24 protein-coding genes and 1 riboswitch are annotated in these 26,655 nt (G+C 49.7%); of the genes, 12 read left to right on the top strand and 12 right to left on the bottom strand.

Annotation, left to right across the window (positions count from 1 at the left end; translation table 11 throughout):
- Positions 1-141: 141 nt before the first annotated feature.
- A complete protein-coding gene (locus QQM41_RS09890; protein WP_339076904.1) occupies positions 142-1,029 on the top strand; it encodes a hypothetical protein in 888 nt (295 codons plus the stop codon).
- Here QQM41_RS09890 and QQM41_RS09885 read toward each other — a convergent pair.
- Positions 1,001-1,825 (bottom strand): IS5-like element IS12528 family transposase, encoded by an 825-nt coding sequence (locus tag QQM41_RS09885; RefSeq protein WP_011251455.1) that lies wholly within the window; start codon positions 1,823-1,825, stop codon positions 1,001-1,003. The genes QQM41_RS09890 and QQM41_RS09885 overlap by 29 nt on opposite strands.
- Between QQM41_RS09885 and QQM41_RS09880 the strand changes: the two genes are divergently transcribed.
- Complete coding sequence (locus tag QQM41_RS09880; protein ID WP_339078148.1) at positions 1,779-2,420, top strand: hypothetical protein; 642 nt, start codon at positions 1,779-1,781, stop codon at positions 2,418-2,420. The two genes, QQM41_RS09885 and QQM41_RS09880, sit on opposite strands and share 47 nt — an antisense overlap.
- A 73-nt stretch (positions 2,421-2,493) precedes the next feature.
- Here QQM41_RS09880 and QQM41_RS09875 read toward each other — a convergent pair whose 3' ends face one another.
- The 3 genes from QQM41_RS09875 to QQM41_RS09865 form a co-directional block, all read right to left on the bottom strand.
- Positions 2,494-4,560, bottom strand: a complete 2,067-nt coding sequence (locus QQM41_RS09875; protein WP_339077025.1) for a hypothetical protein — start codon at positions 4,558-4,560, stop codon at positions 2,494-2,496.
- Between the two features lie 186 nt (positions 4,561-4,746).
- Positions 4,747-5,778, bottom strand: a complete 1,032-nt coding sequence (locus tag QQM41_RS09870) for a glycosyltransferase (protein WP_339077024.1) — start codon at positions 5,776-5,778, stop codon at positions 4,747-4,749.
- 317 nt (positions 5,779-6,095) lie between these two features.
- Positions 6,096-7,829, bottom strand: coding sequence for a glycosyltransferase family 61 protein (locus QQM41_RS09865; RefSeq protein ID WP_339077023.1), 1,734 nt, complete (start codon positions 7,827-7,829; stop codon positions 6,096-6,098).
- Between the two features lie 478 nt (positions 7,830-8,307).
- Between QQM41_RS09865 and QQM41_RS09860 the strand changes: the two genes are divergently transcribed.
- Both QQM41_RS09860 and QQM41_RS09855 read left to right on the top strand, forming a co-directional pair.
- Positions 8,308-9,681: an ammonium transporter gene (locus QQM41_RS09860; protein WP_339077022.1), complete on the top strand. Its 1,374-nt coding sequence runs from the start codon at positions 8,308-8,310 to the stop codon at positions 9,679-9,681.
- Between the two features lie 130 nt (positions 9,682-9,811).
- Positions 9,812-10,342 (top strand): hypothetical protein, encoded by a 531-nt coding sequence (locus QQM41_RS09855; RefSeq protein WP_339077021.1) that lies wholly within the window; start codon positions 9,812-9,814, stop codon positions 10,340-10,342.
- 54 nt (positions 10,343-10,396) lie between these two features.
- On the opposite strand, the gene QQM41_RS09850 is transcribed toward QQM41_RS09855, so the two are convergent.
- Genes QQM41_RS09850 through QQM41_RS09840 form a run of 3 tightly spaced genes read right to left on the bottom strand, consistent with a single transcriptional unit; the run spans position 10,397 to position 13,270 of the window.
- A complete protein-coding gene (locus tag QQM41_RS09850) occupies positions 10,397-11,332 on the bottom strand; it encodes a retropepsin-like aspartic protease (protein WP_339077020.1) in 936 nt (311 codons plus the stop codon).
- Entirely contained in the window at positions 11,329-12,315 is a 987-nt protein-coding gene (pip, locus tag QQM41_RS09845; RefSeq protein ID WP_339078101.1) for a prolyl aminopeptidase, read from the bottom strand. The genes QQM41_RS09850 and pip overlap by 4 nt, the downstream gene beginning before the upstream one ends.
- 7 nt (positions 12,316-12,322) lie before the next feature.
- Positions 12,323-13,270, bottom strand: a complete 948-nt coding sequence (locus tag QQM41_RS09840) for a tyrosine recombinase XerC (protein WP_087651900.1) — start codon at positions 13,268-13,270, stop codon at positions 12,323-12,325.
- An 83-nt stretch (positions 13,271-13,353) separates the two neighbouring features.
- On the opposite strand from QQM41_RS09840, the gene QQM41_RS09835 reads away from it, so the two are divergent.
- Complete coding sequence (locus tag QQM41_RS09835) at positions 13,354-15,624, top strand: primosomal protein N' (protein ID WP_124297139.1); 2,271 nt, start codon at positions 13,354-13,356, stop codon at positions 15,622-15,624.
- A 27-nt stretch (positions 15,625-15,651) separates the two neighbouring features.
- Here QQM41_RS09835 and yajC read toward each other — a convergent pair whose 3' ends face one another.
- Positions 15,652-16,017, bottom strand: a complete 366-nt coding sequence (gene yajC / locus QQM41_RS09830) for a preprotein translocase subunit YajC (RefSeq protein ID WP_014457073.1) — start codon at positions 16,015-16,017, stop codon at positions 15,652-15,654.
- A gap of 148 nt (positions 16,018-16,165) precedes the next feature.
- On the opposite strand from yajC, the gene QQM41_RS09825 reads away from it, so the two are divergent.
- Positions 16,166-17,035 (top strand): ATP-binding protein, encoded by an 870-nt coding sequence (locus tag QQM41_RS09825; RefSeq protein ID WP_124306896.1) that lies wholly within the window; start codon positions 16,166-16,168, stop codon positions 17,033-17,035.
- A 54-nt stretch (positions 17,036-17,089) separates the two neighbouring features.
- Here QQM41_RS09825 and QQM41_RS09820 read toward each other — a convergent pair whose 3' ends face one another.
- A complete protein-coding gene (locus tag QQM41_RS09820; protein WP_339077019.1) occupies positions 17,090-18,310 on the bottom strand; it encodes a transposase in 1,221 nt (406 codons plus the stop codon).
- Between the two features lie 22 nt (positions 18,311-18,332).
- On the opposite strand from QQM41_RS09820, the gene tnpA reads away from it, so the two are divergent.
- From tnpA to mutT, 3 genes are all read left to right on the top strand, one after another.
- The gene (tnpA, locus tag QQM41_RS09815; protein ID WP_339077018.1) at positions 18,333-18,728 is read left to right on the top strand and encodes an IS200/IS605 family transposase; all 396 of its coding nucleotides are present in this window, start codon (positions 18,333-18,335) and stop codon (positions 18,726-18,728) included.
- A 189-nt stretch (positions 18,729-18,917) separates the two neighbouring features.
- A complete protein-coding gene (locus QQM41_RS09810; protein WP_087651897.1) occupies positions 18,918-20,036 on the top strand; it encodes an aromatic ring-hydroxylating dioxygenase subunit alpha in 1,119 nt (372 codons plus the stop codon).
- On the top strand, positions 20,029-21,021 hold the full coding sequence (mutT, locus tag QQM41_RS09805) for an 8-oxo-dGTP diphosphatase MutT (RefSeq protein WP_339077017.1): 993 nt from the start codon (positions 20,029-20,031) through the stop codon (positions 21,019-21,021). Before QQM41_RS09810 ends, mutT begins: the two co-directional genes overlap by 8 nt.
- Before the next feature lie 46 nt (positions 21,022-21,067).
- On the opposite strand, the gene QQM41_RS09800 is transcribed toward mutT, so the two are convergent.
- A complete protein-coding gene (locus QQM41_RS09800; RefSeq protein ID WP_339077016.1) occupies positions 21,068-22,567 on the bottom strand; it encodes a mannose-1-phosphate guanylyltransferase/mannose-6-phosphate isomerase in 1,500 nt (499 codons plus the stop codon).
- Between the two features lie 94 nt (positions 22,568-22,661).
- A riboswitch (SAM riboswitch) is annotated at positions 22,662-22,741 on the top strand.
- 110 nt (positions 22,742-22,851) lie between these two features.
- On the opposite strand from QQM41_RS09800, the gene metZ reads away from it, so the two are divergent.
- The 3 genes from metZ (at position 22,852) to folE (ending at position 25,303) form a co-directional block, all read left to right on the top strand.
- Complete coding sequence (gene metZ, locus QQM41_RS09795) at positions 22,852-24,060, top strand: O-succinylhomoserine sulfhydrylase (protein ID WP_339077015.1); 1,209 nt, start codon at positions 22,852-22,854, stop codon at positions 24,058-24,060.
- Positions 24,061-24,180: 120 nt separating this feature from the next.
- Entirely contained in the window at positions 24,181-24,651 is a 471-nt protein-coding gene (gene apaG / locus QQM41_RS09790) for a Co2+/Mg2+ efflux protein ApaG (RefSeq protein WP_050818258.1), read from the top strand.
- Positions 24,652-24,691: 40 nt separating this feature from the next.
- On the top strand, positions 24,692-25,303 hold the full coding sequence (gene folE, locus QQM41_RS09785) for a GTP cyclohydrolase I FolE (RefSeq protein ID WP_003624543.1): 612 nt from the start codon (positions 24,692-24,694) through the stop codon (positions 25,301-25,303).
- A 53-nt stretch (positions 25,304-25,356) separates the two neighbouring features.
- On the opposite strand, the gene QQM41_RS09780 is transcribed toward folE, so the two are convergent.
- Both QQM41_RS09780 and moaB read right to left on the bottom strand, forming a co-directional pair.
- Complete coding sequence (locus QQM41_RS09780; RefSeq protein WP_339077014.1) at positions 25,357-25,935, bottom strand: DJ-1/PfpI family protein; 579 nt, start codon at positions 25,933-25,935, stop codon at positions 25,357-25,359.
- On the bottom strand, positions 25,928-26,566 hold the full coding sequence (gene moaB / locus QQM41_RS09775) for a molybdenum cofactor biosynthesis protein B (protein ID WP_196332569.1): 639 nt from the start codon (positions 26,564-26,566) through the stop codon (positions 25,928-25,930). Before moaB ends, QQM41_RS09780 begins: the two co-directional genes overlap by 8 nt.
- Between the last annotated feature and the right edge of the window lie 89 nt (positions 26,567-26,655).

Here is a 26,655-nt window from a genome sequence, read left to right as displayed (position 1 = left end):
TCATCAAACGCCTCAAAGCTCAATATCAAGAGAAAACAACAACTCTCTGCTTTTAAGAAAACCGCTGATTTTTTATCTTTATTTTCTTTTAAACACAAAATAAAAATACTCTTCATCGTTGATACATATTGGAATCTTTAAATGGCACAAAGTACAATTGATTGGTTTGCAGAACCTAACATGGTTTCAGGATGGATCTATGATGATGGAAACCAGGTAGAAATAGAGATTGAAAAAATGGGCCATATTATCGGCCTTGGTGAAAACAACCTTGCCAGAAATGATCTAGAATCAGCCGGTCTGGGTGCCTGTGCCTTTACTATAGAAACAACAGAACCTTTTTCTTATTATGATGTACTTTCTGGGGCTATAAAAGTATTTTACAAAAAAGATTCAGAAAAAACTGAGATAGAAATTAGAAGTGACGTTATAAAATCTATAAAATTTAAGGTCTTCTCCCATCTATTGAAAGATTTTCAACAGATGGATGCTCATGAACTTGAAATGTATATCTTTAATGAGAAAAAATCTATTGATGACAATATATATTATGCAGAACTTGCTTCCATTTCATCTTTAAACAATAATAAAATTCCTTTGCCTCAGCATGATGATATTCAGAAAAACATTTCCCCATTTTATATAAAAGTAGGAACAGTATCTCCTGATCTACAATGTGAAGTTGGCACAAATGGGCATCTATTCCTAACCCGCGGCTCCAATAATGTTTTGAGCATATATGATCATGAATATGGTTCAAAAGAAGTGGAAGAAAGTGCCGAAAAATGGATAAATCTTTTTAAAGAACGCCGAGATTTTTGTTCTGGCATTGGCGCTCGTTTTATTGAGGTTGTTATCCCAGACAAACTGTCCGTCATGCGTGAGCAATATGATGGAATGGGGTCCTCCCCTTCACCCTTGTTGCAAATGTTAGAGTATAAAATCAACCAGAACAATTTAACAGATCATTATGTTTCGGGCTTAGTGCCCTTTTGGAAATTCACGGATGAGCGTTTCGGCGTAGCATGAGGCTTCCCATGGCGATGTGGATCATGGCCTCTGCGACGTCGATCCGCTGTTCGTAGTCCTTCACAAGGCGACGCCAGCGGATCATCCAACCGAAGGTCCGTTCCACAACCCACCGACGCGGCAGGATTTCAAACCCTTTTGCTGTCTCTGACCGCCGGATGATCTCGACTGTGAAGTCGAGAAAAGTGGCCTTATCCATCAACTGGAGGCGGTCATAGGCTCCATCGGCAAACAGGTGCTTCACCCAAGGCCAGCGTTTACGAATGGCATCAAGGATCATCTGCCCTCCTGCACTGTCCGAAATATCGGCTGTTGTCAGCTGAACCAGGAGAAGGCGGCCATCCGTATCAACTGCGATGTGACGTTTCCGACCGACGATCTTCTTGCCTGCGTCATAACCACGTGTCTTTGCGTGGGGTGCCTTGATACTCTGGCTATCAATGACACCACCCGATGGACTGGTTTCGCGTCCTGCCGCTTCACGATCGAGCATCAGACAGACATCATGAATGGTCTGGAACAGGAAACGGCGCATCAGCCTGCGGAACCACCAGTAAACCGTTTGCCATGGGCCAAAATGAACCGGAAGCATCTCCCAACCGCAGCCTGAGCGCACGAGATAGCGCAGAGCATTGATGATCTCACGGAAATCGGTTGTCCGTTTCCGACCACGCCGGTTCGCAGGGGGCATCAGAGGCGCTATGCGCTCCCATTCCTCATCTGTCAGATCAGACGGATAGCGTTTCGTCTTGCGTGTAATTCCGGCCATGCGGCCTCGTTGTGCTGGCGTCCACATCCTGCCTTTGAATCACGCTCAAAACCTCTTGAAAACCTATCATAGCGAATTTCCAAAAGGGCTCTTACAGGCCATTGAAAAAATAGGTTTTTCGAATGCCTTCCGTAAAATAGATACGCATTTTCAGCCTATGGGAGGTCATGCTCTATTTAAGGATATTTGTACAAAAATTTCCCCTTCTTATAATGTCCCTGCCCAATTTAATATTGATTACATAACAACCGGAGATATTGGTAAGCGCTTCTTCGGGCAGGATCTTTACGAAAAATGTTCCCGTGCGCCTCACCCCACTTTTCATGCAGGCCGGAAAGTATTGGAACAAATATGGCCTCAGCCTGGTAGATTTACCGGGGGGCGTGTTGTTTTCAAAAATGATAAAGCGCCGTTTGCGGAAAAAGTTGTTGGCTTTGGTAATTCATTTATGAACGATTATGAATCCCAAGCATCACTTGGTTATTGGCTCTCTACTTTCTTCCGTGAGTTTCATCTCGTCACGCAGCCAGATATCAATAAAGATTACGTAAAAAATGTAAATCCTGATATTGTTATCGGACAGACTGTAGAACGTTTCTTAGGTTTTGTTCCAAATTCGTAAAACATATTTAAGTAATAAGAATGGAGGGGGAAATCCCCCTCCACTCTTATTTATATAAAAAATGCCTTTATTATCACCAGTTTTCTTTATCCCAAGCGATACGTTTCCATTGATTAGAAGCTACACATTTATAAAAATACTTAGAATCCTGCGCTTCTTCTCCAGCATGACATGGTGCATGGCTTGATTTAGGGACAGAGACGCTAGTTATTATTTTTCCGAGATCCATATTATCGGCAAACAAGTGCGCCCTTGAGGAAGAAGCACGCAGGCTCATTTGATGATCAGGATTTCCACCTTCAGCATTTTCTGCAAATACAATGCTACGCGTATCTGTAATTTTTTTAGAATCATTCCCTATAGATAGAGAAGAAATATGAGTATTCCCTGTATCGGAAATGGCAAACGGCACCGTATCTGCACGGGCCCCATTTACAGAAGAACTGAGCCTATATTCCAGTCCAACCCCATCACCATATCCGAACAACCTATTATTTTGCCCAGCTTGAGTTCCATCTGCTGTTAAATCAAGAAACATATCTTTTTGCATGCGCGCAAAAACATGCGTTACACTTGGATCAAACTCGGCTTTAGACATATCAAAGATAGCATTATATATGTAGTCCGTCTGCTCTGATAATATAGTCCCTATTCTTTCAATATATCCTTTATCTGGATCATTTGAACCGCCAACCGATATAACAGATCCTAAATCGTACTGCCACAACCCCAAACAAGTCCAAGTAGTAGTGCCATCTACAAAAGTATCTCCTTTATTAAAAGTCCATATGGGTTCTCTTAAGCCTGTAGAAGAAAATCTTGCATGCGAAGAATCATCTGATGCACTAAAATTTCTTGATTTTCTGACAACATATCCAGACGAACTATGAGAAGCTTTAATATTATAGACACCAGCTTCTCCAGCTACTCCCGATATTTGACCTGTTATGATTATTTCATCTGTTAACATGTTATCAAATATGTGAGTCGAATTTGGTACGATTTTTCTTCCTGAAGTTAAAGATGTAACAGTTAAAGTATTACCCAAAACAGTTCCGGTAATAGTCCATGAACTATTCCCTCTATATCCTGTAGGAACACCTGTAAACATATATTCTTTTTTATTATATTTATTGATAACCGTTATTATCTTATGCGCTGGCACTAAAAGATTAGTGGACCACCTCAGAGCAGATGAACTACTATTATTTATGTTATGATTGGTTGTTAGCCAAAACATTTGTCTGCCATGCACTGTTGGATCGTATTCAGAGGCTTTTGCTTCTGGACCAACGCCATAAAAATCTTCCTCATTCATGAGTTCTGCAAAGCATAAACTCGAATCTTTGGGGTCACAATAATAAGGCTCAGCACTATACATTTCTTGTATATTATCCCAGACCCAATTAGTTCCATGTTCTACAGTATGGGACCATTTATTAACATCCATTTCCCCCCAATAATTATATCCTTTAGAATAAAATTCTGACACAAAATTACCAAAAGTTCCATGATCTCTAGGTGTTGTTATCGTTTTTACATTGAAAGCTAATTGATTATTAGTTCCAGCTGTTGCCCCTCCTTCATTTGGCGTATCATAAACTGCATATACCGAAGCTATAGGAACATAACTTCCTGCAGATGCTTCATTTCCATCTACACGCGCAAATGTGAAATTTGCATCATCATGTGTAAAACTAGGAACAACATCTCCATAATATGGGATACCAAACCCATAGTCGGTATTGAATCCCGGTCTAGAAATCACACGTCCAAATGACGTAACAATTGGAAACTGAATAAAGTCTTTTTTGCTATATGCATTACTATTGGGAACAAATCTATTGTCTGGCCAATGAGCACCTGCTGGTAATATAGCTGGGATATTAGAATTTAAACTAGACCAATATAAATCCAACCAAGCTATGTCTGCTCTTCCTTGATTTGATATTAAATTCATACCAAAATCTCTTAACGTCGGTAATCTAACATTACTCACTCTTGAAATGGCAGAACCTAAATTTTGACTACTACTTAAAATCGTTTCCGCATGTGATACATGTATTAACAAAAAATATGTTAATACATTTAATAAAAAAATATTTTTTTTCATTTTTACCCCACAATATCCATAATGCATTCTACATAAAAAATTACTTCAAAAATACTCTATATGCAATTATTTGAATATACATGACAACTAATCAAAATATATATTCTCATAAATATTTTATTACACTTAACAATGTACTCTGAAGCCCATAATGAAGATTTAGCACGCAAATTCACTTTTTCATCCAAAGCTTTAATTCGCGTGCCATATCTATTAAAGAATTACTGGCGTTGTTGCCTCAGAGTAATGCCTGCCCAAAACGTTTGTATGATTATCTACACACGAATATACAAGACCAGCCTTTCCAGAATCAAAAATTCTATGCTTGTGTTGATTTAGAATTGGAAAAATTGCTGTACTATATACATATGGTCCAGTTACCCTCAAAACACCCAGTCGCCCTATGCCATATAACGCCTCAGAATAATGCCGAATACGAGAAATAGTGGATTCAATCACATTTTGTAAAAAAGGATGTCCTGACCGAGCAATAATATGCCATTGCTGATACTCTCCTCCTGGAATGAAATTAATTTCAGGACCTAACCCCCAAACACGAAAAGGAGATCCCTCACTATGGTCCCATTGCGAAAGCAAATATTCATCATCTTGCCGTAATATCATGTCAAACGGCTTAGAATTTCTTGACTTTAGATCTAAATATACCCCACCCATTTGATATATACAAAGATATCTAAAAAAATCAGCTCTAGCCGCACCATAGTTTCTATTTATAGACAGGTAATATTTCAATATCTCCCATCCGTAATAAGTATATATGAAATCATGCCTATCTTTTTCACTCCAGTATTTATACTCCCAACCCGGATTCGTTTTTTTTATAAATTCTACATTCTCTAAGAATATTTCTGGAATATTACTTTCATTCCCTATCTGATGTATTATTTTACTCACTTTATAGTTTGTTTTTTTAATAGGAATACTTAATTTTTCCTTTTTCATTGATAGCAAAACATGCATATCAATCGTTCTAAAAACTTCCCAACCCGCCTGATTTCGAGTGAAAGAAATATTGCCGCCTGGATGGGCACTTAAAAATTCTCTCTTTTGATTACAATTTAGATATATATTCGCCCCATCTTCTTTTGCCACAATAGATATATTATGATCTTTTTTATATATCCACGGAATATATACCTCCTCTATTTGACAATGATAAAAAACTCCATCAGGAGAACGACATAATACAGTCCCAAAATAAGTAATAAACACATTATTCAACATAACTTGAATACCTTTCCCAATTGTTTAATAAACATTTTGCACAAAGTCGCCTACTGAACTCATATACTATATTGATTATAGGATAAAAGTCACTTGCGCTCTATAGTCCATTGCCTCCTCCATATCATAAAGATAAAAAAAGAAGATAACAAATACACGTCGATGCTTTTCGCAGGCATTAACATATTCAAAATATAGAATCTACGTAAATTAGCAATTGTACGCTTAAATTATCTCTCTGATACAATAAAACATCCGCAGACTTTATATTAAATAATAGCCTGCGGATGTTTGAATATTACTGCAATTCAATAATATTAAGAATTTTTATACTTTTTTATGTAACGGCACACTCTATCTATATCAACATACCATGAATCCCCTTCCCCATCTTGGAAGAACAGCATGGAAACATATTGAGCGCCGGAGCTTTGAGCCAAACGCATAGGGCCAACATTCTGATAACTGGCCTGAATTAATTCAAGCATGGTTGAGGTCTTTTGCATGAACAAGGAATTGGAAATACCAGCGCCATGGCCGCCAATCACCAAACCAGCATTCGCAAACATGCTTATTTGCTCTTTAACAGAAAGTCCTGTGAGCTGAACAATTTTAACGCCCAGCTTTTCAAGCGAGAGCATCAATTCGTTCTCATTACATATTCTTCTGGCCGAAGTATCACGTCTAGAAATGTAAATGATATCTGTAGGATTTGTTTGCACCTCTACCCCACTATGGGAAAGAATAGCATTCTTAAAATCCAGTCTTTCTGCAATCAGGCAAGGCTGAGGCGTAGTGAATCCTAACAACTCTGGGGCATAATAAACTTCATCTGCATGTATATATTCTGATTCAGTAAGCTCTATAATCGAAATGTTTTCGTTTTTAGAAAACAGGATATCAAAATAATCTTTCGCAAATCCCTTTAACTTAAACGTAACTATGCTTATTTTTTCCACACCTCTTGAAGCCAACTGCCTGTAAGCAAGATATGTTGCATTCAAGCATTCAGCCAAAAAATGATAATAATTTGTATATAAATGATTAAAGGCAACAATTACTGGGCCTTCAACCTTCCGCATTGGATGTAATTTTTGAAGGCTGCCCCAAATTGGGTTGTAAATGGAGGCTGTTAAATATGGCAGCAAATAATCTGAACGTGCTACAGGGTTGTTGTGGGAATATAGAAATCCACACCCTGTAATAATGCATTTATCAAGCTTAACAACAGATTGCTTTTCAAACGCAAAGGAAGTGAGCTTCAACCACTCATCTATTTTCGCACGAAACAAATCATTTGTTGCATTATCATCATTTACGTAAATTGGATCTTTTGTTCTTTCCCTAAGTTCAGCAATACTCTCATCGCTCGTTTCATAACAGACCTCGCCAATTTCATGCGGGCTTTTGAAGTTCGTCAAAAGCATATCGCCTGCGCTGGCGTTAGGCTGGAGCGTCTTAAACTGCAGCAGTTCTACATCAGCTGCCAAATTGATTGCAGGTGCATCAAATTTAGAAAGAACAAAAAATTCAACATTAAAAACTGGAAATCTTATGGGTAAATCCGGGCGACGGCTTATGCCATCGTAATCTACCCCTCCGGTGCTTTCTACAGGCACAAGATATGTAGATCTCACATGATACGCAGCTTCATACCCATATTCAGATACAGATGTAACATGAGACTGGAGGCCTAAATTTTCAAAAAACTGAAAATTTATTTCTCCAAACATTTTGTTTTCTGAGAAATTTTCATGAATACTTTTAAATCCCAAGTCTTTTAATTTATCTCGGGAGCAAGAACTCGGTTCGCAAAAGATAACAGCAGGATATTTTTCCAAATATTTTTTGGCTTTTTCTACAGCATCCTGAGCATTTTCTGCGTGCGTTAATTCAAGGGAGCAAATCAGAACATCAGAATCTGGGTATAAGCCGCAATCACTCTCTTGTGTTACTTCATTAACATTTTTATCTTTTAGGAAATTCTGAAGTATATTCCTTACGTTAACACCAGACTCAACTATTGTTACAGATATACTCTCCTTAAACATAACTATATTTCCTTACTCAGCATATCAAAATGATTTTCTTTTTTTATAAAATAGAACAAAGAAAATAGGAATACCCAACCATTTCAAAAAATCACTCTGCTCTCAGATGAAACATCTATAAAATCTGTTACTTTAATTAGGTGTTATCCACACATTTGGGTTTACCCCATTTGTTCAGATCAAGCAGCCACCATCACCGCATCTTAAAGCCAAGCAATAAAAGACAACAGACAAAGTGATTAATATTTATCTAACGAATATTGCTCCGCAGAGATTGTGCGCACTCACGCCATTCCATCTTATTTTAGCCGCGCTTTGATTAAGGTGATGTTATTAAAAAATAACTTGTCGGTCTAAGGCCTCAAAAAAGGCTCCTTACAAAAGGCTATAAGCGATCTTGCCCTGCCAATCAAAAACGCATATCATTTCGAAACAGATACTATATTCACCTATCCTTCTCTGCAGGGAACACCACCGCATGCTGATCCCGAAAACGATACGCAAAAACAAAACCAACGTTTTTTGCGCGTTAGCTCTTCCTTTCATATTCAGTACACAGTGCTTTGCTGCTGATTCTGCACCAGCTATCGATACCGGTGATACAGCATGGATGCTCGTCAGCACCGCCCTTGTGCTGATGATGACAATCCCTGGTCTGGCCCTGTTTTATGCAGGCATGGTACGTAAGAAAAACGTGCTGGCAACGCTTATGCAGTCCTTTGCGCTGTGCTGCATTATCTCCATTGTCTGGATGATCGCTGGATACTCCCTTGCCTTCACCACTGGGTCTCCGTGGATTGGCGGATTGGGCCGTATGTTCCTGAACGGTATTGGCGCCAACATTCATAATGGTGCGGATATCGGCTTCACCCTTGGCGCAGATTCCCCCAACGCCACGACAATGACCATTCCTGAGAGCATATTCATGATGTTCCAGATGACATTCGCCATCATCACTCCGGCCCTGATCTCCGGTGCCTATGCTGAACGCATGAAGTTCAGCGCCATGTGTGTATTCTCCATTATCTGGTCCCTGATTGTATATGCGCCTATCGCGCACTGGGTCTGGAGCCCTATTGGCTGGCTGGGTGGCCTTGGCACGGCAGACTTTGCTGGTGGTACAGTCGTGCATATCAACGCCGGTGTTGCCGGTTTGGTGTGTGCTCTGGTGCTGGGCCGTCGTAAGGGTTACGGGCAGGATGATCTCTCGCCCTTCAACCTGACATATGCCGTTATTGGTGCTTCCCTGCTGTGGGTTGGCTGGTTTGGCTTCAACGCCGGTTCTGCCGTCGGTGCCAATGGGCGTGCAGGCATGGCCATGGCTGCTACCCAGATTGCAGCTGCTGGTGCTGGTGTATCCTGGATGCTGATTGAATGGCTGCGCTCGGGAAAACCAACTGTGCTGGGTGTTATTTCTGGTGCTGTTGGCGGTCTGGTAGCTATCACTCCCGCCGCTGGTTTTGTGCTGCCGGGCAGCGCGCTGATTATCGGCCTGATTACTGGCGTTGTCTGCTACTGGGGGGCCACATCCCTGAAGCACATCATGAGATATGATGATAGCTTGGATGCCTTTGGCGTGCATGGTGTAGGCGGTATTGTTGGTGCGCTGCTGACCGGCCTGTTTGCCTATGGTCCACTTTCTGCAACAGATTCAAACCCCTCTGGTATTACGGGGTCTGTGCATCAGCTTATTGTTCAGTCAGAAGCCGTGCTGGTGACCATTGTATGGTGTGCTGTTGTGTCCTTCATCATCCTGAAAGTGGTTGATCTGGTTATCGGCCTACGCGTTACGCCGGATGAAGAGCTGGAAGGTCTGGATATGTCCCTGCATGGGGAACGTATTAACGACTAATCCTTCCAAACACTTCAGGCGCTACCAGTTATACAAAGCCCTCTCCCGTTTATTCGGGAGGGGGTTTTTGTTTTTCTCATAAAAATATCATCCCCCATTCATTTCGCTGCCACAGTTTGCGATACTATTTATGGGAGTAAAAAACGGCATCGGGTCGTTTTTTGATTCGCCCCTTTGCATGAGGTTTTATTTTATGAACTTTTCTGCACGCACCGGCTTGGCTGCATTACTGCTTGGTTGCGCAACTGCTCTTGCCGCTCCTAGTGCCCATGCACTGACGGCCAAGGAATGCCACGCCAAATTCAAGGAAGCCAAAGCGGAAAACACGCTTAACGGCCAGACATTTAAAGCATTTAAAGCCGCCAACTGCGATGCCACCACGGCAGAAACAGCTCCAGCAGCCGCTACCAGCAAATCAGCGGAAACCACACCAGAAGCTGCCAAACCGGCTGCACCTGCTGCTGTAAGTGCTTCTGCCGCCACCTTCCCTTCTGCGGTCGATCCCCAGTATTCCAAGCTCAGCGCTGGTAAAGCCCGTATGAAAACCTGCCTGGATCAGTACCACACCAACAAATCCAGCAATGCCAATGGCAATATGAAATGGATTCAGAAAGGCGGCGGTTATTACAGCGAATGCAACAAGCGCCTGAAAGGCGAATAATCTAACACTCAGGAGGCAGGAGAAATCATCTTCTTCTGCCTCTTGTTTTCTATATTAACGGTGCGCCTGCGGTGCTGGCATCACATACAGTGTATGTGTGCGATAAGATATCCAGACACGATGCGCAGCAAACCAGTCTGATCCCAAAAGCATATCTACGGTATCATGCACGGGAGCAACCGTAAGAACCGGTGATTTTTCCTGTTCCTGCCCGATCTGGAACAGATGAAACTTGTGCCAGTGATAAATCTGCTGGTGCCCATCTACCCCGGTTGTCATTCCACCCGGATCAGCCGCCAAAGCTTGGCGAGAAACACCAATACGCTCAGCCGCACCTATTGAGACAATGCGGGATCGTGCCCCGCTATCCACCAGCGCCTTAAGCTTTGTGCCATCCAGCGTAACTTCTGCCACCACCCGCTGGCCTGCTGCCTGCAACGGCACCGCACGATAAATGTAACGCCACCCTTCCGGCCCATTACAATCTGCTGAATTGGCAGACCAGAAAGACAGTGTCCCACCTGCGACATTGAATTCCACATCATAGCGGGAGAGCAGATCTCCCCCCATAAGGCCCTCTACTTCAGGCTCGGTTTGAGGCACTGCGGGCAATGTATCTACCGGAATGGAAACAGGGCCAAATTCAACATTCTGCGCATGGAAGGATCTTACGATCGCATTGGGTACAATCCGCCCAATCCCCCCGGTGCCCCGCACAACCGTGTGCACGCTTTTATCCCGCTGGGCAGCAAAAAGTGAGGCGGCCTCTGGTGAGATAAGGCTCCCTTCCGACCCTGTATCCACAATCATGCTGACAGCATGACCATTCACGCTGACAGGAATGTTCAGAAAGCCCTGATCATTCCGCAACGCCACGCGTGCTACCAGCTTATGGCATCCATCTGCAGCATACGCTGCGGAAATACCACCAAGCGACACATTGGCTCCGCCACCTATTATGAGGGCGCACGCAACTATTTGGCGTTTCATGCCAGCTCCCGCGCAAAGCGGTCTGTCGCATTCAGCAACGCCGTTAAAATACCGGGCTCAAACAACGCATGACCTGCGGCGTCAATTAAGTGGAAATCGGCTTCCGGCCATGCCTTGTGCAAATCCCACGCTGTGCGTACTGGCGTTGCCATATCGTAGCGCCCCTGCACAATCACTGTGGGGATATGGCGGATGCGCCCGACATCCCGAATAAGCTGACCTTCTTCCAGCCAACCGCCGTGCACAAAGTAATGGTTTTCAATGCGGGAGAATGCGAGCGCATAATCGGCTTCATCATGCTGCACTTCCATTTCCGGGCACGGCAGCAAGGTTAATGTGCGCCCTTCCCACAAGCTCCAGGCCCGGGCCGCTTCCAGACGAATGGCAGGATCATCAGATGTCAGGCGCTTACGGTACGCAGCCATCATATCCCCACGCTCTGCGGGTGGAATCGGTGCCAGAAAGTCTTCCCACTTATCGGGGAAAAGCCAGGAAGCACCTTCCTGATAATACCACAGCAGTTCAGCCCGCCGCAGGGTAAAGATACCGCGAAGCATCAGCGCAGTTACACGGTCTGGATGTGTTTCGGCATAAGCCAGCGCCAGTGTAGAGCCCCATGAGCCACCAAAGACGGCCCATTTCTCTACCCCGCACATTTCACGCAGGCGTTCAATATCTGCAACCAGATGCCATGTTGTGTTTGCTTCCAACGAAGCATGAGGGCGCGAACGGCCACACCCGCGCTGGTCAAACAGCACAATGCGGTAACGTGCCGGATCAAACAGCCGCCGTTGGGAGGGTGAGCATCCCCCACCCGGTCCACCGTGCAGGAACACAACCGGCACACCATCCGGGTTGCCGCACTGCTCCCAGTAGATCTGATGCCCTTCCCCCGTATCCAGATAACCATGGGCATAGGGTTCGATTTCGGGCCACGGTGCACGCAACGCCTGTATCATGCCGGTGTGTTCCTTATTTTGCATTCTGACCTCATTGTGCACGCGGATGCGCCCGCGTCCAGACATCCAGCAAGCGGGCCTCATCTGCCAGTGTGTAACGCTGTGTGGTGGAGAGGCTGGCATGGCCCAGCAACTCCTGAATAACACGCAAATCCGCCCCACCTTCCATCAGATGGGTTGCAAAGGAATGGCGTAGCGCGTGGGGTGTTACATAATCTGGCAAGCCAGAAAGATGCCGCCATTCCCGCATGGCTTTCTGGGCTATGGCTGGTTGGAGGCGCTTGCCCCTTATTCCTACAAACAAAGGGGCATCTGGGGTTGGGGCTGGATGGCGTGTGCGCCACGCTTCCAGCGCCTGCTGCACAACGGGCAGCACCGGCACAAGGCGTTCCTTGCCGCCTTTGCCCAATATACGCAGTACATTGCTGCTGCGCATAACATCCAGATCGGCAATATTCAGGTTCAAAGCTTCAGAAATACGCAAACCACACCCATATAAAAGCAGAAACAACGCGGCATTTCGCTGCTGTTCCATGGGTGTTTGCGCCAAATCAGAAATATCTTCCGGGGCTGCCAAAGCCTGATCTTTAGCCAAAGGGCGTGGTAGAGGCTTTTTGGTGCGCGGTGTGCTGAGTAATTGAATGGCCGGGTTTTCTACCCCCTGCCTGCGCGCCAGATATTTGAAGAAAGACCTTACGGCAGAAACACGGCGTGCACGTGTGCGGGTGGCCTGATCTGATGATGTTTTGCGTGCCGTGGGTTTGCTGGCCTCGGCCTGCTCATAAGCCAACCATGCACGAAAATCCCGTAGGCTTATCAAGCCCAAGCCGATCATATCCGGCAGGCCATCCAGATGCGTGGTCATAAACCCTAAAAAACGGGCTAGATCGCCTTGATAGGCCTCAATTGTCAGGGGAGATGCCTGTTTTTCTACAGCCATCCACTCCAGAAATTTCTGAACAGCTTCTTCAGCAGTCATGATCTTCCTCTGTCGGGCAGAAAGCTTGATGCGCTTTTTCTCCCCTGTTCTTTCCTTGTGGGCAGCATTACAACCAAATCCTGATGGCGCAGAAACCCTTCCCCAATATACCTATGCAGGATTCTGGCAACTTAACGGCCAGTGCTTGCAGCACCACACGCATTTCCGTGCTGTTGCCCATGCCTTTTGCCGGGCCTTTTGATTACCGCGCGCCCGCAGATATGAATTTGCAACCCGGTGATATCGTTGTCGCCCCACTGGGTAAGCGGCAGGAAACCGGCGTGGTATGGGATGCAACATCTTCACTTCCCGCCGATCTGGCCCCACCAGCCACAGAAAAAAAGGTGGATGCGGCACGCCTGCGCCCTGTGGTCTGCCGGCTTGATCTGCCGCCTTTATCAGCAGAACTGCGCCAGTTCATAGATTGGGTGGCCGCTTATACGCTTACCCCTCCGGGTATGGTGCTGGCCATGACCTTACGGTTGCATATGCGCGCAGCCCCTACCCCCACAATGGGTTGGGCCTTGGCAGAAAACCCTGATCTGAACGCTCTGCGCCTTACCCCTGCACGCCAAAAGGTGCTGGACCTTCTGGCAGATGGCAACCACCGCACCACCACAGATATTACCAATGCCACGGGCATAAGTGCTGGCGTGGTAAAGGGGCTTGCCAATGCCAGCGTGCTGCGCCCTGTTTCCCTTGGGCCAGAACGCCCATTTGGCCAGCCCGATGCCCACTACAACCCACCTGTGCTGGAAGGTGAGCAGCAAAGTGCCGCTGTGGGCTTACGCCAAACTGTTACGGAAAATCGTTTTTCCGTAACCTTGCTGGAAGGGGTTACCGGTTCTGGCAAAACAGAAATCTACCTGGAAGCCATTGCCGAATGTTTGGAACAGGGCAAACAAGCCCTTATCCTTCTGCCCGAAATTGCTCTTTCCGCCCAATGGATGGAACGTTTTTCCCGCCGTTTTGGCGTGCAACCTGCTGTATGGCACTCCGAAATCGGGCAGCGCGCGCGTAGGCTTACGTGGCTTGGGGCAGCAGATGGTTCTGCCTCTGTCATTGTGGGAGCCCGCTCTGCCCTGTTTCTGCCCTTCCATAATCTCGGCCTGATTATTGTGGATGAAGAGCATGAAGCCCTGTTCAAGCAGGAAGAAGGCGTCATCTACAATGCGCGAGATATGGCCGTAGTGCGTGGGCGGCTGGCGCGTTTTCCTGTGGTTGTGGTTTCCGCCACCCCTAGCTTGGAAACACTGGCAAACGTAGAGGCTGGACGGTATCGACACCTTGTTCTGCCCACCCGGCACGGAGGGGCAGAATTGCCAGAAACCCGCGTGCTGGATTTGCGTGATCATCCCCCGCCCAGAGGGCTTTTTCTCTCCCCCGAACTGGTGGAAGATATTGGCGCCACGCTGGAACGGCAGGAGCAGGTTATGCTGTTTCTCAACCGGCGCGGCTATGCCCCTCTGACACTGTGCCGATCCTGTGGGCACCGTATGGAGTGCCCGCATTGCACGGCATGGCTGGTGGAGCACCGCAACCGCAAGGTGCTTTCCTGCCATTATTGCGATCACACAGAACCCATGCCCCCTGCTTGCCCGCAATGTGGTTCTGACCACAGTTTGACCGCCATAGGCCCGGGCATTGAACGCATTACGGAAGAAGCTCGCCAACTGTTCCCTGATGCCCGTTTGCTGGTGATGTCTAGCGATACACTTGGCGGCCCAGCCGCCACAGCGGAAGCTGTTGCCAAAATCTCGCGCAGGGAAGTGGACCTGATTATCGGCACGCAGATTGTTGCCAAAGGGTGGCACTTTCCGCACCTTACTCTGGTTGGCGTGGTGGATGCAGACCTCGGGCTTGGCGGGGCAGACCTGCGGGCTGGAGAACGTACGATCCAGCTTTTACATCAGGTGGCAGGCCGTGCTGGCCGAGCGTCCTCCCCCGGGCGGGTTATTCTGCAAAGCTATGCCCCTGAACATCCGGTGATGCAGGCACTGCTTTCGGGGGATTTTGATGCCTTCATGCAGCAGGAGGCCGCACAGCGTAAACCGGGGTTCTGGCCCCCTTACGGGCGATTAGCTGCTTTAATTGTAAGTGCAGATACACCTGTTGCAGCAGATGAAGCCGCCGCCCAACTGGGCCGCACCGCACCTTATGGAGAGGGTATACAGGTGCTTGGCCCGGCCCCAGCGCCGCTGGCCGTATTGCGTGGGCGGCACCGCAGACGGCTATTGCTACGCACACATCGCAATATTGCGGTGCAACCTATCCTGCGCCGCTGGTTGGGTATGGTAAACCTGAACAGAAACGCCAAAGTGGACGTAGATATAGACCCCGTTTCCTTTCTCTGACGTTTCTGCACATTAAGCCAGAAAAGCTTACTTTTTTGCGGTTGCTGTATCGTTTGCGGGCTTGGCGGTGCTGGTCAGCACTGTGGAAATTGTGCCGCGCAGCACCATAACACGCACGTTTGGCGCGATTTCCACTTCTACTTCTTCCGAATCTTCCTTGGCGCGCTGAACAATACCCACAACGCCACCAGCCGTTACAATCCGGTCTCCACGGCGGAGGGCTTTGAGTTCTGCCTTAAGCTGCTTCTGCTGTTTTTGCTGCGGACGGATCAGCAAAAAATACATAATCGCAAAAACAGCCACAAACGGCAGGAAGGACATCAGGCTAGAGCCCCCACCGGCACCTCCAGCGCTTTGGGCATAGGCGGCGGGAATAAGGAAATTGGACATCAAGCAGACTTTCCTGAAAGGCGTGTTGCGAAAACAGAGAAAGTGACCATAATTTTCAATCCTCGTGCGTCAAGCACCTGCACGGATGAAAACGCCTTACGGCCCGTAATTTTATAACCAACGACCGGCGACAAACAGGATAGATACCCAGATGGATACACCGACACTCCCTGTTCTGGAACGCATTGCCTCTGCTCTGGAGCGGCTTTCTCCTCCACCAGCCACGCTGGAAGGGGTGGATACCGCCGATGCCTTTGTCTGGCTGCCAGAACGCGGGCGCCTTCTGCCTGTGCCTCATGTTGCACATGTGCCGGTTGATCTGCTGCGCGGGGTGGATCTGCAACGCAAGATCCTGATTGAAAACACAGAGCACTTTGCCCGTGGCCTGCCCGCCAACAACGCCATGCTCTGGGGCGCTCGTGGCATGGGTAAATCCTCATTGGTAAAAGGCGCACACGCCTTGGCCAATCAGGTTGATGGCAAACCATGCACCCCCGGTAAGGGCGCGATTGCCCTGATTGAAATTCAGCGCGAAGATCTGGCAACCCTGCCACTGCTGCTCAGCCTGCTGCGGGAAAACCCGCGCCGCTTTATTCTGTTCTGCGATGATCTGTCCTTTGAAAAGGAAGACCGGGATTACAAGGCGCTGAAATCCGTTCTGGATGGCGGCATTGCCGGGCGGCCAGAAAATGTTCTGTTCTACGCCACATCCAACCGTCGCCATTTGATGCCGCGGGACATGATTGAAAATGAACGCGCAACCGCCATCAATCCCTCCGAAGCCACAGAAGAAAAAGTCTCGCTTTCAGACCGGTTTGGCATCTGGCTTGGTTTTTATGCTTGTGAACAGGATACGTTTGCAGACATGGTGCAGAGCTATGCGCGTGAACGTAACCTGCCCATTGCCGACGCGGACCTGATGGCCCGCGCCAATGAGTGGGCAATTACACGCGGAAGCCGCTCCGGACGTGTGGCTTTCCAGTTTATTGAGGACCTGACGGCAGAGCTGGCAGAACATTAATTTCTCTGACATGCTCACCGGCCTGAAGGCCGATGGTTCCGGTATGGGCATGCATTAAGCTGCCCTCCTGGTGCTTCCTGCTTCATTGGGCCGCCTGATGCGGTGTCCCTCCACAGGCGTCAACGGGCAGTCCGCCCGCCGTAGGATGTTCTTTGCGGCGTTGATGTCCGCGTTTTCAGTGTGTCCGCAGGCGGTGCAGACGAAACGTGCCTGACTGGCCCTATTTGCCGGGTCCACACGTCCACAGACTGAGCAGGTCTGGCTGGTATAGGCGGCTGGCACTTCAACCAGTTTCCCGCCTCTATCTGCCAGCTTGTATCCCAACAGGGTGCGGAACATCCGCCATCCCTGATCGAGGATACTGCGGTTGAGCCCGGCTTTCTGCCGGACATTGCGACCCGGTTCTTCGACCGAGCCTCTGGCTGATGCGGACATGCTCCGCACCTGCAATGCCTCCACAACGACCGTGCCGTGGTTCTTGGCGATGGTCGTGCTGAGTTTGTGGAGGAAATCCTTGCGGGCATTGGCCACGCGGGCATGCAGGGTCTGCACGCGCCGCACGGCCTTGCGCCGGTTGGCGCTGCCCTTCTTTTTGCGAGAGACGGCGCGTTGCGCCTTGCGGAGCGCACGCATGGCCTTCTTCCCGAAGTCGCCCGGCGCGACGGTCTCGCCATTACTCATGGCGGCGAACACGGCCACGCCCATGTCGATCCCGACCGCAGGCAAGCTAGACGGGACAGACCCTTCTACTTCGCGCTCCCACTGGACAGACGCGAACCACTGCCCAGCCCGCCGGGACAGGGTGATGTTGCGGATCATACCGGGCAGAGCGTACCAGCCCCGGAAAGCAACCCATCCGAGTTTGGGGAGCTTGATGCGCCCGGTCTTCTTTCCGGTCCGCTCTACACGCAGCGAGGCCGGATCGGGAAAACGGAAACTGTCGTGCAGGCCCTTTCGACGGGGCGATGGATAGCCAGACCGCCCGGAGAAGAAGCTCTGATAGGCACGGTCGAGATCGCGCAAGGCTTGTTGTAGCGGGTGGATCGGCGCTTCGCGCAACCAGTCCACATCGCGGCGCAGATCGGTGAGTTCACGACATTGACCGGCAAACGAAATTGATTTGCCGGTTCTATCCTTATGGCGCTGCCACCAATCCCGCCTCTGTTCCAGCGCGAGATTATAGACCGCGCGACATGCTCCGGCGATCCGGGCCAGCGCAAGCCTCTGCTCCGCGTCCGGGTAGAGCCGGTAGATGTTGGCCTTGCGCTGGATCATCTTTAAAAGATAACATCAGTCTATGGATGATGACAACGACTATAGGCGTGGAAGACACTGTGTTTTTACGCTTCATGCCCATTTGGTCTTCGTGACAAAATATCGCCGCCGTGTCTTCACCGCCGCGATACTGAAAGATATGCAAACGGTTTTCGAAAAGGTCTGCACAGACTTCGAAACCCATCTGGTTGAATTCGACGGAGAGGACGATCATGTGCATCTTCTCGTGCACTATCCGCCCAAGGTGGCTTTGTCGGTTCTCGTGAACAGCCTCAAAGGGGTCTCAAGCCGCAGGTTACGGCAGATGCATCCAGCGCTTACCCGCCGCTATTGGCGCGGGGTCCTCTGGTCGCCCAGCTATTTTGCAGCGTCTTGTGGCGGTGCCCCGCTCTCTATCATCCGACAGTATATCGAATAGCAGAGAACCCCTGACTAAATGGTCGGAACGGCCCTATCTCCGGCCTGAACGCCGGAGCTTGCGGGCCTACACAAATGGGTCAGCCATGCGCTCCTGTCTTGCTTCTTGCGTCACGATGAGTTGAGATAGCATTCGCAACAGCGGCATCAAAACGGCGCCGCACAGGTATTCTTTGTGATTTGAGGCGAAATGGATCAGACCGCTCAGACCGATTCCTCCACCCAAGAACTGGCTGTTGAAGCCAGAAAGGGTAAAATAGATCTGCGGCGCGTCAGATCCAACCCGGACTACTGGTACCCTGTTGCGTGGTCTCGGGAGCTTAAGCCCGGCAAAACCATTGGCACGCGCTATGCTGGCACACCTATTGCTTTGGTGCGCCCGGATGCAGGCCCCGTGTTTGCATTGGAAGACCGCTGCGCCCACCGGCAGGTGCCTCTCAGCAAAGGCACGGTAGAAGGCGCCTCTGTTAAATGCTGCTATCACGGCTGGGCCTATGGCCGGTCTGGCCGATGCATTGATGTGCCCTATCTGGGCAAGGGCAAACTACCTAACGGCGTACGCACCTTCCCCTGCCGGGAACAGGACGGCATGATCTTTGTTTTTCCCGGTGACCCGGAAAAAGCAGACACCGTACCCCTGCCCGCGCATCTGGCCCGTGCCAGCAACCCGGCCTACAAAACCCGTTACTTTGGCACTACCATTGGCTGCCATTACAGCTTCATGCATGAAAACCTGATGGATATGAATCATCAGTTCATGCACTCCAAACAAATGGGGCAGATGAAGCCTCGCTTTTTGGGCCAGAAGCGTGAGCCAAAGCTGGTGGAAGCCCGCTATAGCTTTGCCCGTACTGGCGGCAAACAGCCTTTTGGTGAAGCCCTGATTTTTGGTGAACGCCGCGATTCTTCGGAAAAGTTCCAGCATCGCGATGTCATGACCATTCGTACGGAATATCCGTATCAAACCCTGCGCATCCAGACCGGAGATGAAGATCCGGTGATGGATTTGTGGATTGTTTATGTGCCGCAAAGCGCAGATGAACTTACCAACCGCACCTTTGGCCTGCTTTCCGTCAAGCGGCCCAAAATTGGTAGTTTGCTGGATATTGCGTGGCCTTTCCTTGTAGCCTTTACCAACCGCATTTTTGCCGAAGACCGCGAAATTGTGGAACTGGAGCAGAACGCGTGGCGCGAACTGGGTGGTGACCACAACGTAGAGGTTTTCCCCGTTATCAACGCCCTGCGTGAACTTCTGACCGAATGCGGCATTCCCCCAGAACCAGCGCAAACGCCTAAACCCAATGCCTGATACTGCCCCGACCGAACTGGAAGCCCCGCCCTATCACCTGCGTCCGCTTTGTGCGCAGGATGCCCCTGCCCTTCACCATCTGGTGAATGACTGGGAAGTGGTGCGGATGCTCAGCCGTCTGCCTTTTCCATACCCGCGAGAACTGGCAGATAGCTGGATAGCTTCCACTCAGCAGATGCAGCAAAAAGGAGAAGGGTATCATTTTGCCATTCTGGATAAGGATGGCACTTTTATTGGCTGTATTGGCTTGGGTATTCAAGCCCCAGCCAATTCTGCACGTATTGGCATGTTAGGGTATTGGATTGGCCGCCCCTACTGGGGGCAAGGCATTGCCACCCGCGCTGCCGAACGCGTTACCAGTTGGGCGCTGGCGCATCTGGAAATTTCCAGTATCCGCGCACATGTGGCCGTAGATAATGTTGCCTCTGCCCGTGTGCTGGAACATGTGGGTTTTCAGCAAATCGGAACAGACAAACAGGTTTTTGCCTCCCGCGGGAGCGAACAGCCCATGCTGGTTTTTGAAACCACGCGCCACATGCAGGATGCACGCCGCGCCTCAGCATCAACTCCCGCATCATCTGCCCCCAAAAAGCTGGTTCTGGTTTCCGCCGCAGCTCTTATTGATGCACAAGGCCGCATTTTGCTCGCCCGCCGTCCGGAAGGGAAAAGCATGGCAGGCCTATGGGAGTTTCCAGGTGGCAAAATAGAAGCCGGGGAAACGCCAGAAGCCGCCTTGGTGCGCGAACTACATGAAGAACTGGGGCTTGATATGTCCCGCGCCTGTTTGGCGCCGTTTACCTTTGCCTCCCATTCTTACCCGACATTTAACCTGCTGATGCCGCTTTATGTCTGTCGGCGCTGGCAAGGCACGCCCATCCCCAAGGAAGGGCAGAAACTGGCATGGGTTGCTCCGCAGGATCTGCGCAAATACCCCATGCCCGAAGCCGACCTGCCGTTTATTCCGCTGCTTCAGGCATTGCTTTAAAAATTATCAGGAACAGATTTGGCCTTCTGCAGGCCTCCTGTCATGCCTATTCCCGGCTATACAAATCCTGCACACGCACAATATCGTCTTCCCCCAGATAGGGGCCAGACTGCACTTCAATAAGCGTAAGCGGGATACGGCCAGGGTTTTCCAGCCGGTGCAGCATACCAACCGGCAGGTAAACGCTTTCATTCTCCCGCACGAGAATTTCCTCATCTCCACGGGTTACAAGCGCTGTACCTTCCACCACCACCCAGTGTTCTGACCGATGAAAATGCTTTTGCAAAGAAAGCTTCTGCGCCGGGTTCACCACAATGCGCTTAACCTGAAAGCGGTCTCCCTGCGTAAGGCCCTCATAAAACCCCCACGGCCGATATATGCGGGCATGATCTGTTGCTTCTGTACGGCCTTCTGCCTTCAGGCGCTGGACAATATTTTTAACATCCTGCGCACGATCCTTATGCGCAACCATTACGGCATCCTGTGTCACCACAATGGTCAGATTTTCAACACCCAGTGCTACGGTCAACGTGCCATCTGTGCGAATGTAAGAATTGTGCACATCCTCCAGCATCACGTTGCCATAAACCGCGTTGGCGTTTTCGTCCTTCGCGCTGAGTTCCCATAAGGAATCCCAGCTTCCGATATCGGACCACCCAAAATCAGCAGGCACCACAGCGGCTTTGTCCGTGCGCTCTGCTACCGCGTAATCAACTGAAATATCAGGAGATTTTTTAAAACTCTCCACATCCAGACGTTCAAAATCCATGTCTGTCTGGCGTTTTTCTACAGCTTGACGCACGCATTCATATAATTCGGGTTCGTATTTTTGGAGTTCATGTAAAAACGTACCGGCACGCGTAACAAACATGCCCGAGTTCCACAAATACTTGCCACTTTCCAAAAACTGATGCGCTGTTTGCACATCCGGTTTTTCAACAAACCGCGCTACACGGCATACGCCAGAAAGATCGGGCAGTGGTGCCCCTTCCTCTATGTATCCGTACCCCGTTTCAGGGCGGGAGGGCTTCATACCAAATGTCACAACGTATCCGGCTTGGGCGGCCTGAACAGCACTTTCCAATGCCTTATATAACCGCTGCGTATCCGTTATGGCAGCATCTGCAGCCATAACCCACAATACGGCATCGGGATCTTTTTCTGCTGTCAAAAAAGCTGCGGCGGCAATAGCCGGAGCTGAATTGCGGCCCACAGGTTCCAGCACAATGCGGGCGTCCTGCACGCCTACATCCCTCAGTTGTTCCGCTATAATAAAACGATGTTCAGCATTGCAGATCACCACTGGGCTGCACAGCTTGGCTGCCACACCACGCAGAGCCGTTTCCTGCAACAGGGTTTTTTCTGTCAGCAACGGCCAGAACTGCTTGGGATAGCTCCCGCGAGAAACCGGCCACAAGCGGCTACCAGAACCGCCAGAAAGAATAACAGGCACAACCTCCTGCGCATTGTCTACATAAACAGAAGTGACTGATTCTTTCTTGCCGGACATGCATAAATCCATCAGATTTTTGAAATATTCATCCAAGTTAAATCACCGCAAGCCTGTTTTGTGAAGGCTGCTTGCACAGAACTTGACGATAGCCAATATCCGGGCTTACCCTGCCTGCCAGCAAGGTGTTGCGCCCTGCCCTCGTGATTTGTAAGGCCGGCTTGCGGCGAGGTAAAAGAAACGCGCTAAAGAGGCTCTGACACGGCATTTGGCCGGCTGTCATGGTTTCCACGGTCAATTTAAGAGATTGAGCTGCTCTGGCAGGCACATGGGCCTGTCTGCTGCTTGGTCTGACACGCCAGAACCGGATACAAAGACCCATGAGTGACAACAAGATTGCATTTTCTGAAGCGTGGCGCCCCGCAACCCGTCAGCTCCATGCTGGTGTGGAACGCACGGAATATGGTGAAACCAGCGAAGCCGTGTTTCTGACCTCCGGCTTTGTTTATGACAACGCTGAACAAGCTGCCCGCACCTTTCGTGGTGAAGAAGAGCACTATCAGTATAGCCGCTTTGGCAACCCCACAGTTGCTGCGCTAGAACGCCGGTTGGCTGATCTGGAAGGCGCAGAGGCTTGTGTGGCAACGGCTACGGGCATGGGTGCAGTTTCCTCCGCCCTGCTCAGCCACGTTAAAGCAGGAAATCGGGTTGTTGCCTCCCGCGCGCTGTTTGGCTCCTGCCACTGGATTGTTGCCAACCTTCTGCCCCGTTATGGCGTAGAAACCGTTTTTGTAGATGGCTGTAACCCGGACGAATGGGCAAAAGCACTTTCCAAACCCACAGCCGCCGTGCTGCTGGAAAGCCCATCCAACCCCATGCTTGATATCCTGGATATCAAGGCCATTTCAGACCTCGCCCACAAGGCAGGTGCAATTGTGGTGGTGGATAACGTATTTGCCTCCCCTGTATTCCAGAAGCCTCTTCAGTTGGGTGCGGATGTTGTTGTCTATTCCTGCACCAAGCACATTGATGGCCAAGGCCGCGTGCTGGGTGGAGCTGTGCTGGGCCGCAAAGACTGGATTACGGAAACACTTCAGCCTTTCACCCGCAATACGGGCAATGCGCTTTCACCTTTCAACGCATGGGTGATGCTTAAAGGGTTGGAAACACTTTCCCTGCGCGTTAACGCCATGGCAGCCAATGCTGCGGCTGTGGCCGATTATCTGGCATCTGCCCCCGGCATTGTAAGTGTGCGCTACCCGGGCCGGGCCGATCATCCGCAGTATGAACTGGCCAAACGCCAGATGAGCGGCAGCGGAAGCCTGATTGCCTTTGAGGTAAAGGGTGGCCAGAAAGGGGCATTCGCCTTTATGGATGCACTGAAGCTGATTGCCATTTCCAATAACCTTGGGGATGCACGGTCTTTGGTGACGCACCCGGCCACAACCACGCATTCCAAGGTGAGCGCAGAAGACCGCGCCGTACTCGGCATTACAGATGGCGCCATCCGCTTTTCCGTCGGGCTGGAAGACAGCGCAGATCTGATTGACGATCTGGCCCGTGGTGTTGCGGCCCTTCAGGCTATCTAAATAAAACCCTCATTGCCTCTCCCGAGCCACCTTTAAGGTATCGGGAGGGACAATGCTTGGCATAACAGATGGGTTCGTGATAGGTGCAAGCACCATCCCGTACCACAAACAGGATATTCCATGCCCGACTGGGCCACTTCTCCCCTTTTGCAAGATCCAGAAGAAGCCATGAACGAGCTCTTTTCCTCACTACCTGTCTATGAGGCAGTTACGGAGAATGTGCGCGTGCAGGTACAGGTATTCTGGCTGCCAGACCAATCCGAACCAGATGAGCATTCCTATTGCTGGGCCTATCGTATCCGCATTGGTAACGATGGCACACAGCCTGTGCAGCTTCTGGAACGTACGTGGCACATTACAGATACCGCCGGGCATACAGAATATGTGCACGGTTCTGGCGTAGTGGGAGAACTGCCGGTTATTCAGCCCGGTGCGCTGTATGAATATACCTCCGGAGCATCTCTTGCCACGCCGGGCGGATTTATGAGCGGGCATTATCTTATGCAGGACAAAAGCAGCGGCAGACGGTTTGATGTCAGCATTCCTGCTTTCAGTCTGGACAGCCCCTTTCTGCTCCGCCAGATCCACTAATCCGCCCCATCATATCCCTATACTTTTTCTGGAGTGTGGCATGAGCGTGCCTCCGTCTGATACATCCAAGCGCCCAACACAAGCCGAAGCAGAACAGGCCGTACGCACCCTGCTGCGCTGGGCTGGCGACAACCCGGACCGTGAAGGCCTGCACGATACCCCTGCCCGTGTTGCCCGCGCTTACACCGAATTTTTCTGTGGGTATGAGATTGACCCCGCAGCCCTGTTGCGCCGCACCTTTTCCGAAGTGGAAGGGTATGATGAAATTGTGCTGCTGCGTGATATCCGCTTTGAAAGCCATTGCGAACACCACTTGGCCCCCATTATTGGGCGGGCGCATGTTGCTTATCTGCCGCGCCAGCGCGTTGTAGGCATTTCCAAACTTGCACGTGTGGTGGATGCCTATGCCAAGCGCCTGCAAATTCAGGAGCGGCTGACAGCCCAGATTGCCAACACCATCAATGATGAACTGGAACCGCACGGGGTTGCCGTTATTATTGAATCTTCCCACGAATGCATGACAACACGCGGCGTGCACAAACCCGGTGTTTCCATGGTCACCAGCACCATGCTTGGCGTTTTTCGGGAAAACTCAGACACGCGGCGTGAACTGATGGCGATGCTGAACCGCCCTGCCGCCTGCGAATTCTAAAAGAAGAATCTCTCCCATCCAGTTTATGATGGGAGAGAAAAAGCCTTTGGGCCTTAGATGCTCACATTTGCACCCAGCACCTTAAGGAACTGAGCCAGCCACGCTGGGTGTGCAGGCCATGCTGGGGCCGTTACCAGTTCCCCATCCGTTACGGCTTCAGTAACCGGAATATCAGCGTAAGTGCCGCCAGCCAGTTCCACATCCGGGCGGCAGGCTGGGTAAGCCGAGACTTCACGCCCCTTAATGATACTTGCAGCAGCCAGAAGCTGTGCCCCGTGGCAAATGGCGGCAATTGGCCTATCGGCAAATGCTTTTACAATTTCCAACACCCGCGCATTCAGGCGCAGATATTCAGGCGCACGCCCACCGGGAATAATCAGCCCCAGATACTCATCCGTATCAATGGCATCAAAATCTGCATTCAGCACAAAAGCATGGCCGGGCTTTTCGCTGTATGTCTGCGCGCCTTCAAAATCATGAATTGCCGTCAGCACCTTATCGCCCGCTTTTTTACCGGGGCAGATCACGTCCACCTTATACCCCACCATAAGCAGAGCCTGATAAGGCACCATGATTTCATAGTCTTCTACGTAATCACCTGCCAGCATCAGCAGTTTGACATCATCAGTCATGATGACCGTTTCCTTTCAAGCCTTCGCGCAAACGCGGCATCAACTCCACAAAGTTACAGGGCCGGTGGCGGCTATCAAGCTGGAAAACCAGAATATCATCCCAACCATCCTTCACCGCACCAGTAGAACCCGGCAGCGCAAACAGATACGTGCCACCAGCCACACCTGCCAACGCACGAGACTGAATGGTGGATGTGCCAATCTTGCGGTAAGACAGCATGCGGAACAGCTCACCAAACCCTTCAATGCGTTTTTCCAGCACGCTTTCAAACGCTTCGGGCGTTACGTCACGGCCGGTTACGCCTGTGCCGCCATTTGTAATAACAACATCCACCTGCGGGTCAGCAATCCACTTGCGCAGTTGTGCGGAAATCTTGTCTGCATCGTCTGAGATAATGGCCCGATCAGCCAGAACATGGCCCGCACCTTCCAGCCGCGCAACAAGCGCTGCGCCGGAGGTATCTGTTTCCAGCGTGCGCGAATCCGAAACGGTAAGCACTGCAATACGAACAGGAAGAAACGGCAGGTTGGTATCGATTTTAGACATTGAGAGAATCTTATCTCCATAATTCTGATGCAGAACTGCACCATATGGCCGTAATAATGGCCTATTTTTATATAAAAAATCCATTAAACTGCACAACAGCGACTACAATCGCATAAAAAATGCTTTAGAAAACGGGAACCGCAGTATCCCGAAACCCAAGGCCACACTTTTTT

The organism is Acetobacter sp. AC2005, assembly GCF_037901235.1.
Lineage (GTDB): Bacteria > Pseudomonadota > Alphaproteobacteria > Acetobacterales > Acetobacteraceae > Acetobacter > Acetobacter oryzoeni.
Note: the sequence above shows the minus strand (reverse complement) of the source record. Positions and strands in the feature narration are given on the sequence as shown.

Bases quoted from the DNA above. Each gene is read 5' to 3' on its own strand.
- QQM41_RS09890 (WP_339076904.1), top strand. From the start codon at position 142: ATGGCACAAAGTACAATTGATTGGTTTGCAGAACCTAACATGGTTTCA.
- QQM41_RS09885 (WP_011251455.1), bottom strand. From the start codon at position 1,825: ATGTGGACGCCAGCACAACGAGGCCGCATGGCCGGAATTACACGCAAG.
- QQM41_RS09875 (WP_339077025.1), bottom strand. From the start codon at position 4,560: ATGCATTATGGATATTGTGGGGTAAAAATGAAAAAAAATATTTTTTTA.
- QQM41_RS09870 (WP_339077024.1), bottom strand. From the start codon at position 5,778: ATGTTGAATAATGTGTTTATTACTTATTTTGGGACTGTATTATGTCGT.
- QQM41_RS09865 (WP_339077023.1), bottom strand. From the start codon at position 7,829: ATGTTTAAGGAGAGTATATCTGTAACAATAGTTGAGTCTGGTGTTAAC.
- QQM41_RS09860 (WP_339077022.1), top strand. From the start codon at position 8,308: ATGCTGATCCCGAAAACGATACGCAAAAACAAAACCAACGTTTTTTGC.
- QQM41_RS09855 (WP_339077021.1), top strand. From the start codon at position 9,812: ATGGGAGTAAAAAACGGCATCGGGTCGTTTTTTGATTCGCCCCTTTGC.
- QQM41_RS09850 (WP_339077020.1), bottom strand. From the start codon at position 11,332: ATGAAACGCCAAATAGTTGCGTGCGCCCTCATAATAGGTGGCGGAGCC.
- pip (WP_339078101.1), bottom strand. From the start codon at position 12,315: ATGCAAAATAAGGAACACACCGGCATGATACAGGCGTTGCGTGCACCG.
- QQM41_RS09840 (WP_087651900.1), bottom strand. From the start codon at position 13,270: ATGACTGCTGAAGAAGCTGTTCAGAAATTTCTGGAGTGGATGGCTGTA.
- QQM41_RS09835 (WP_124297139.1), top strand. From the start codon at position 13,354: ATGGCGCAGAAACCCTTCCCCAATATACCTATGCAGGATTCTGGCAAC.
- QQM41_RS09825 (WP_124306896.1), top strand. From the start codon at position 16,166: ATGGATACACCGACACTCCCTGTTCTGGAACGCATTGCCTCTGCTCTG.
- QQM41_RS09820 (WP_339077019.1), bottom strand. From the start codon at position 18,310: ATGATCCAGCGCAAGGCCAACATCTACCGGCTCTACCCGGACGCGGAG.
- tnpA (WP_339077018.1), top strand. From the start codon at position 18,333: ATGGATGATGACAACGACTATAGGCGTGGAAGACACTGTGTTTTTACG.
- QQM41_RS09810 (WP_087651897.1), top strand. From the start codon at position 18,918: ATGGATCAGACCGCTCAGACCGATTCCTCCACCCAAGAACTGGCTGTT.
- mutT (WP_339077017.1), top strand. From the start codon at position 20,029: ATGCCTGATACTGCCCCGACCGAACTGGAAGCCCCGCCCTATCACCTG.
- metZ (WP_339077015.1), top strand. From the start codon at position 22,852: ATGAGTGACAACAAGATTGCATTTTCTGAAGCGTGGCGCCCCGCAACC.
- apaG (WP_050818258.1), top strand. From the start codon at position 24,181: ATGCCCGACTGGGCCACTTCTCCCCTTTTGCAAGATCCAGAAGAAGCC.
- folE (WP_003624543.1), top strand. From the start codon at position 24,692: ATGAGCGTGCCTCCGTCTGATACATCCAAGCGCCCAACACAAGCCGAA.
- QQM41_RS09780 (WP_339077014.1), bottom strand. From the start codon at position 25,935: ATGACTGATGATGTCAAACTGCTGATGCTGGCAGGTGATTACGTAGAA.
- moaB (WP_196332569.1), bottom strand. From the start codon at position 26,566: ATGGATTTTTTATATAAAAATAGGCCATTATTACGGCCATATGGTGCA.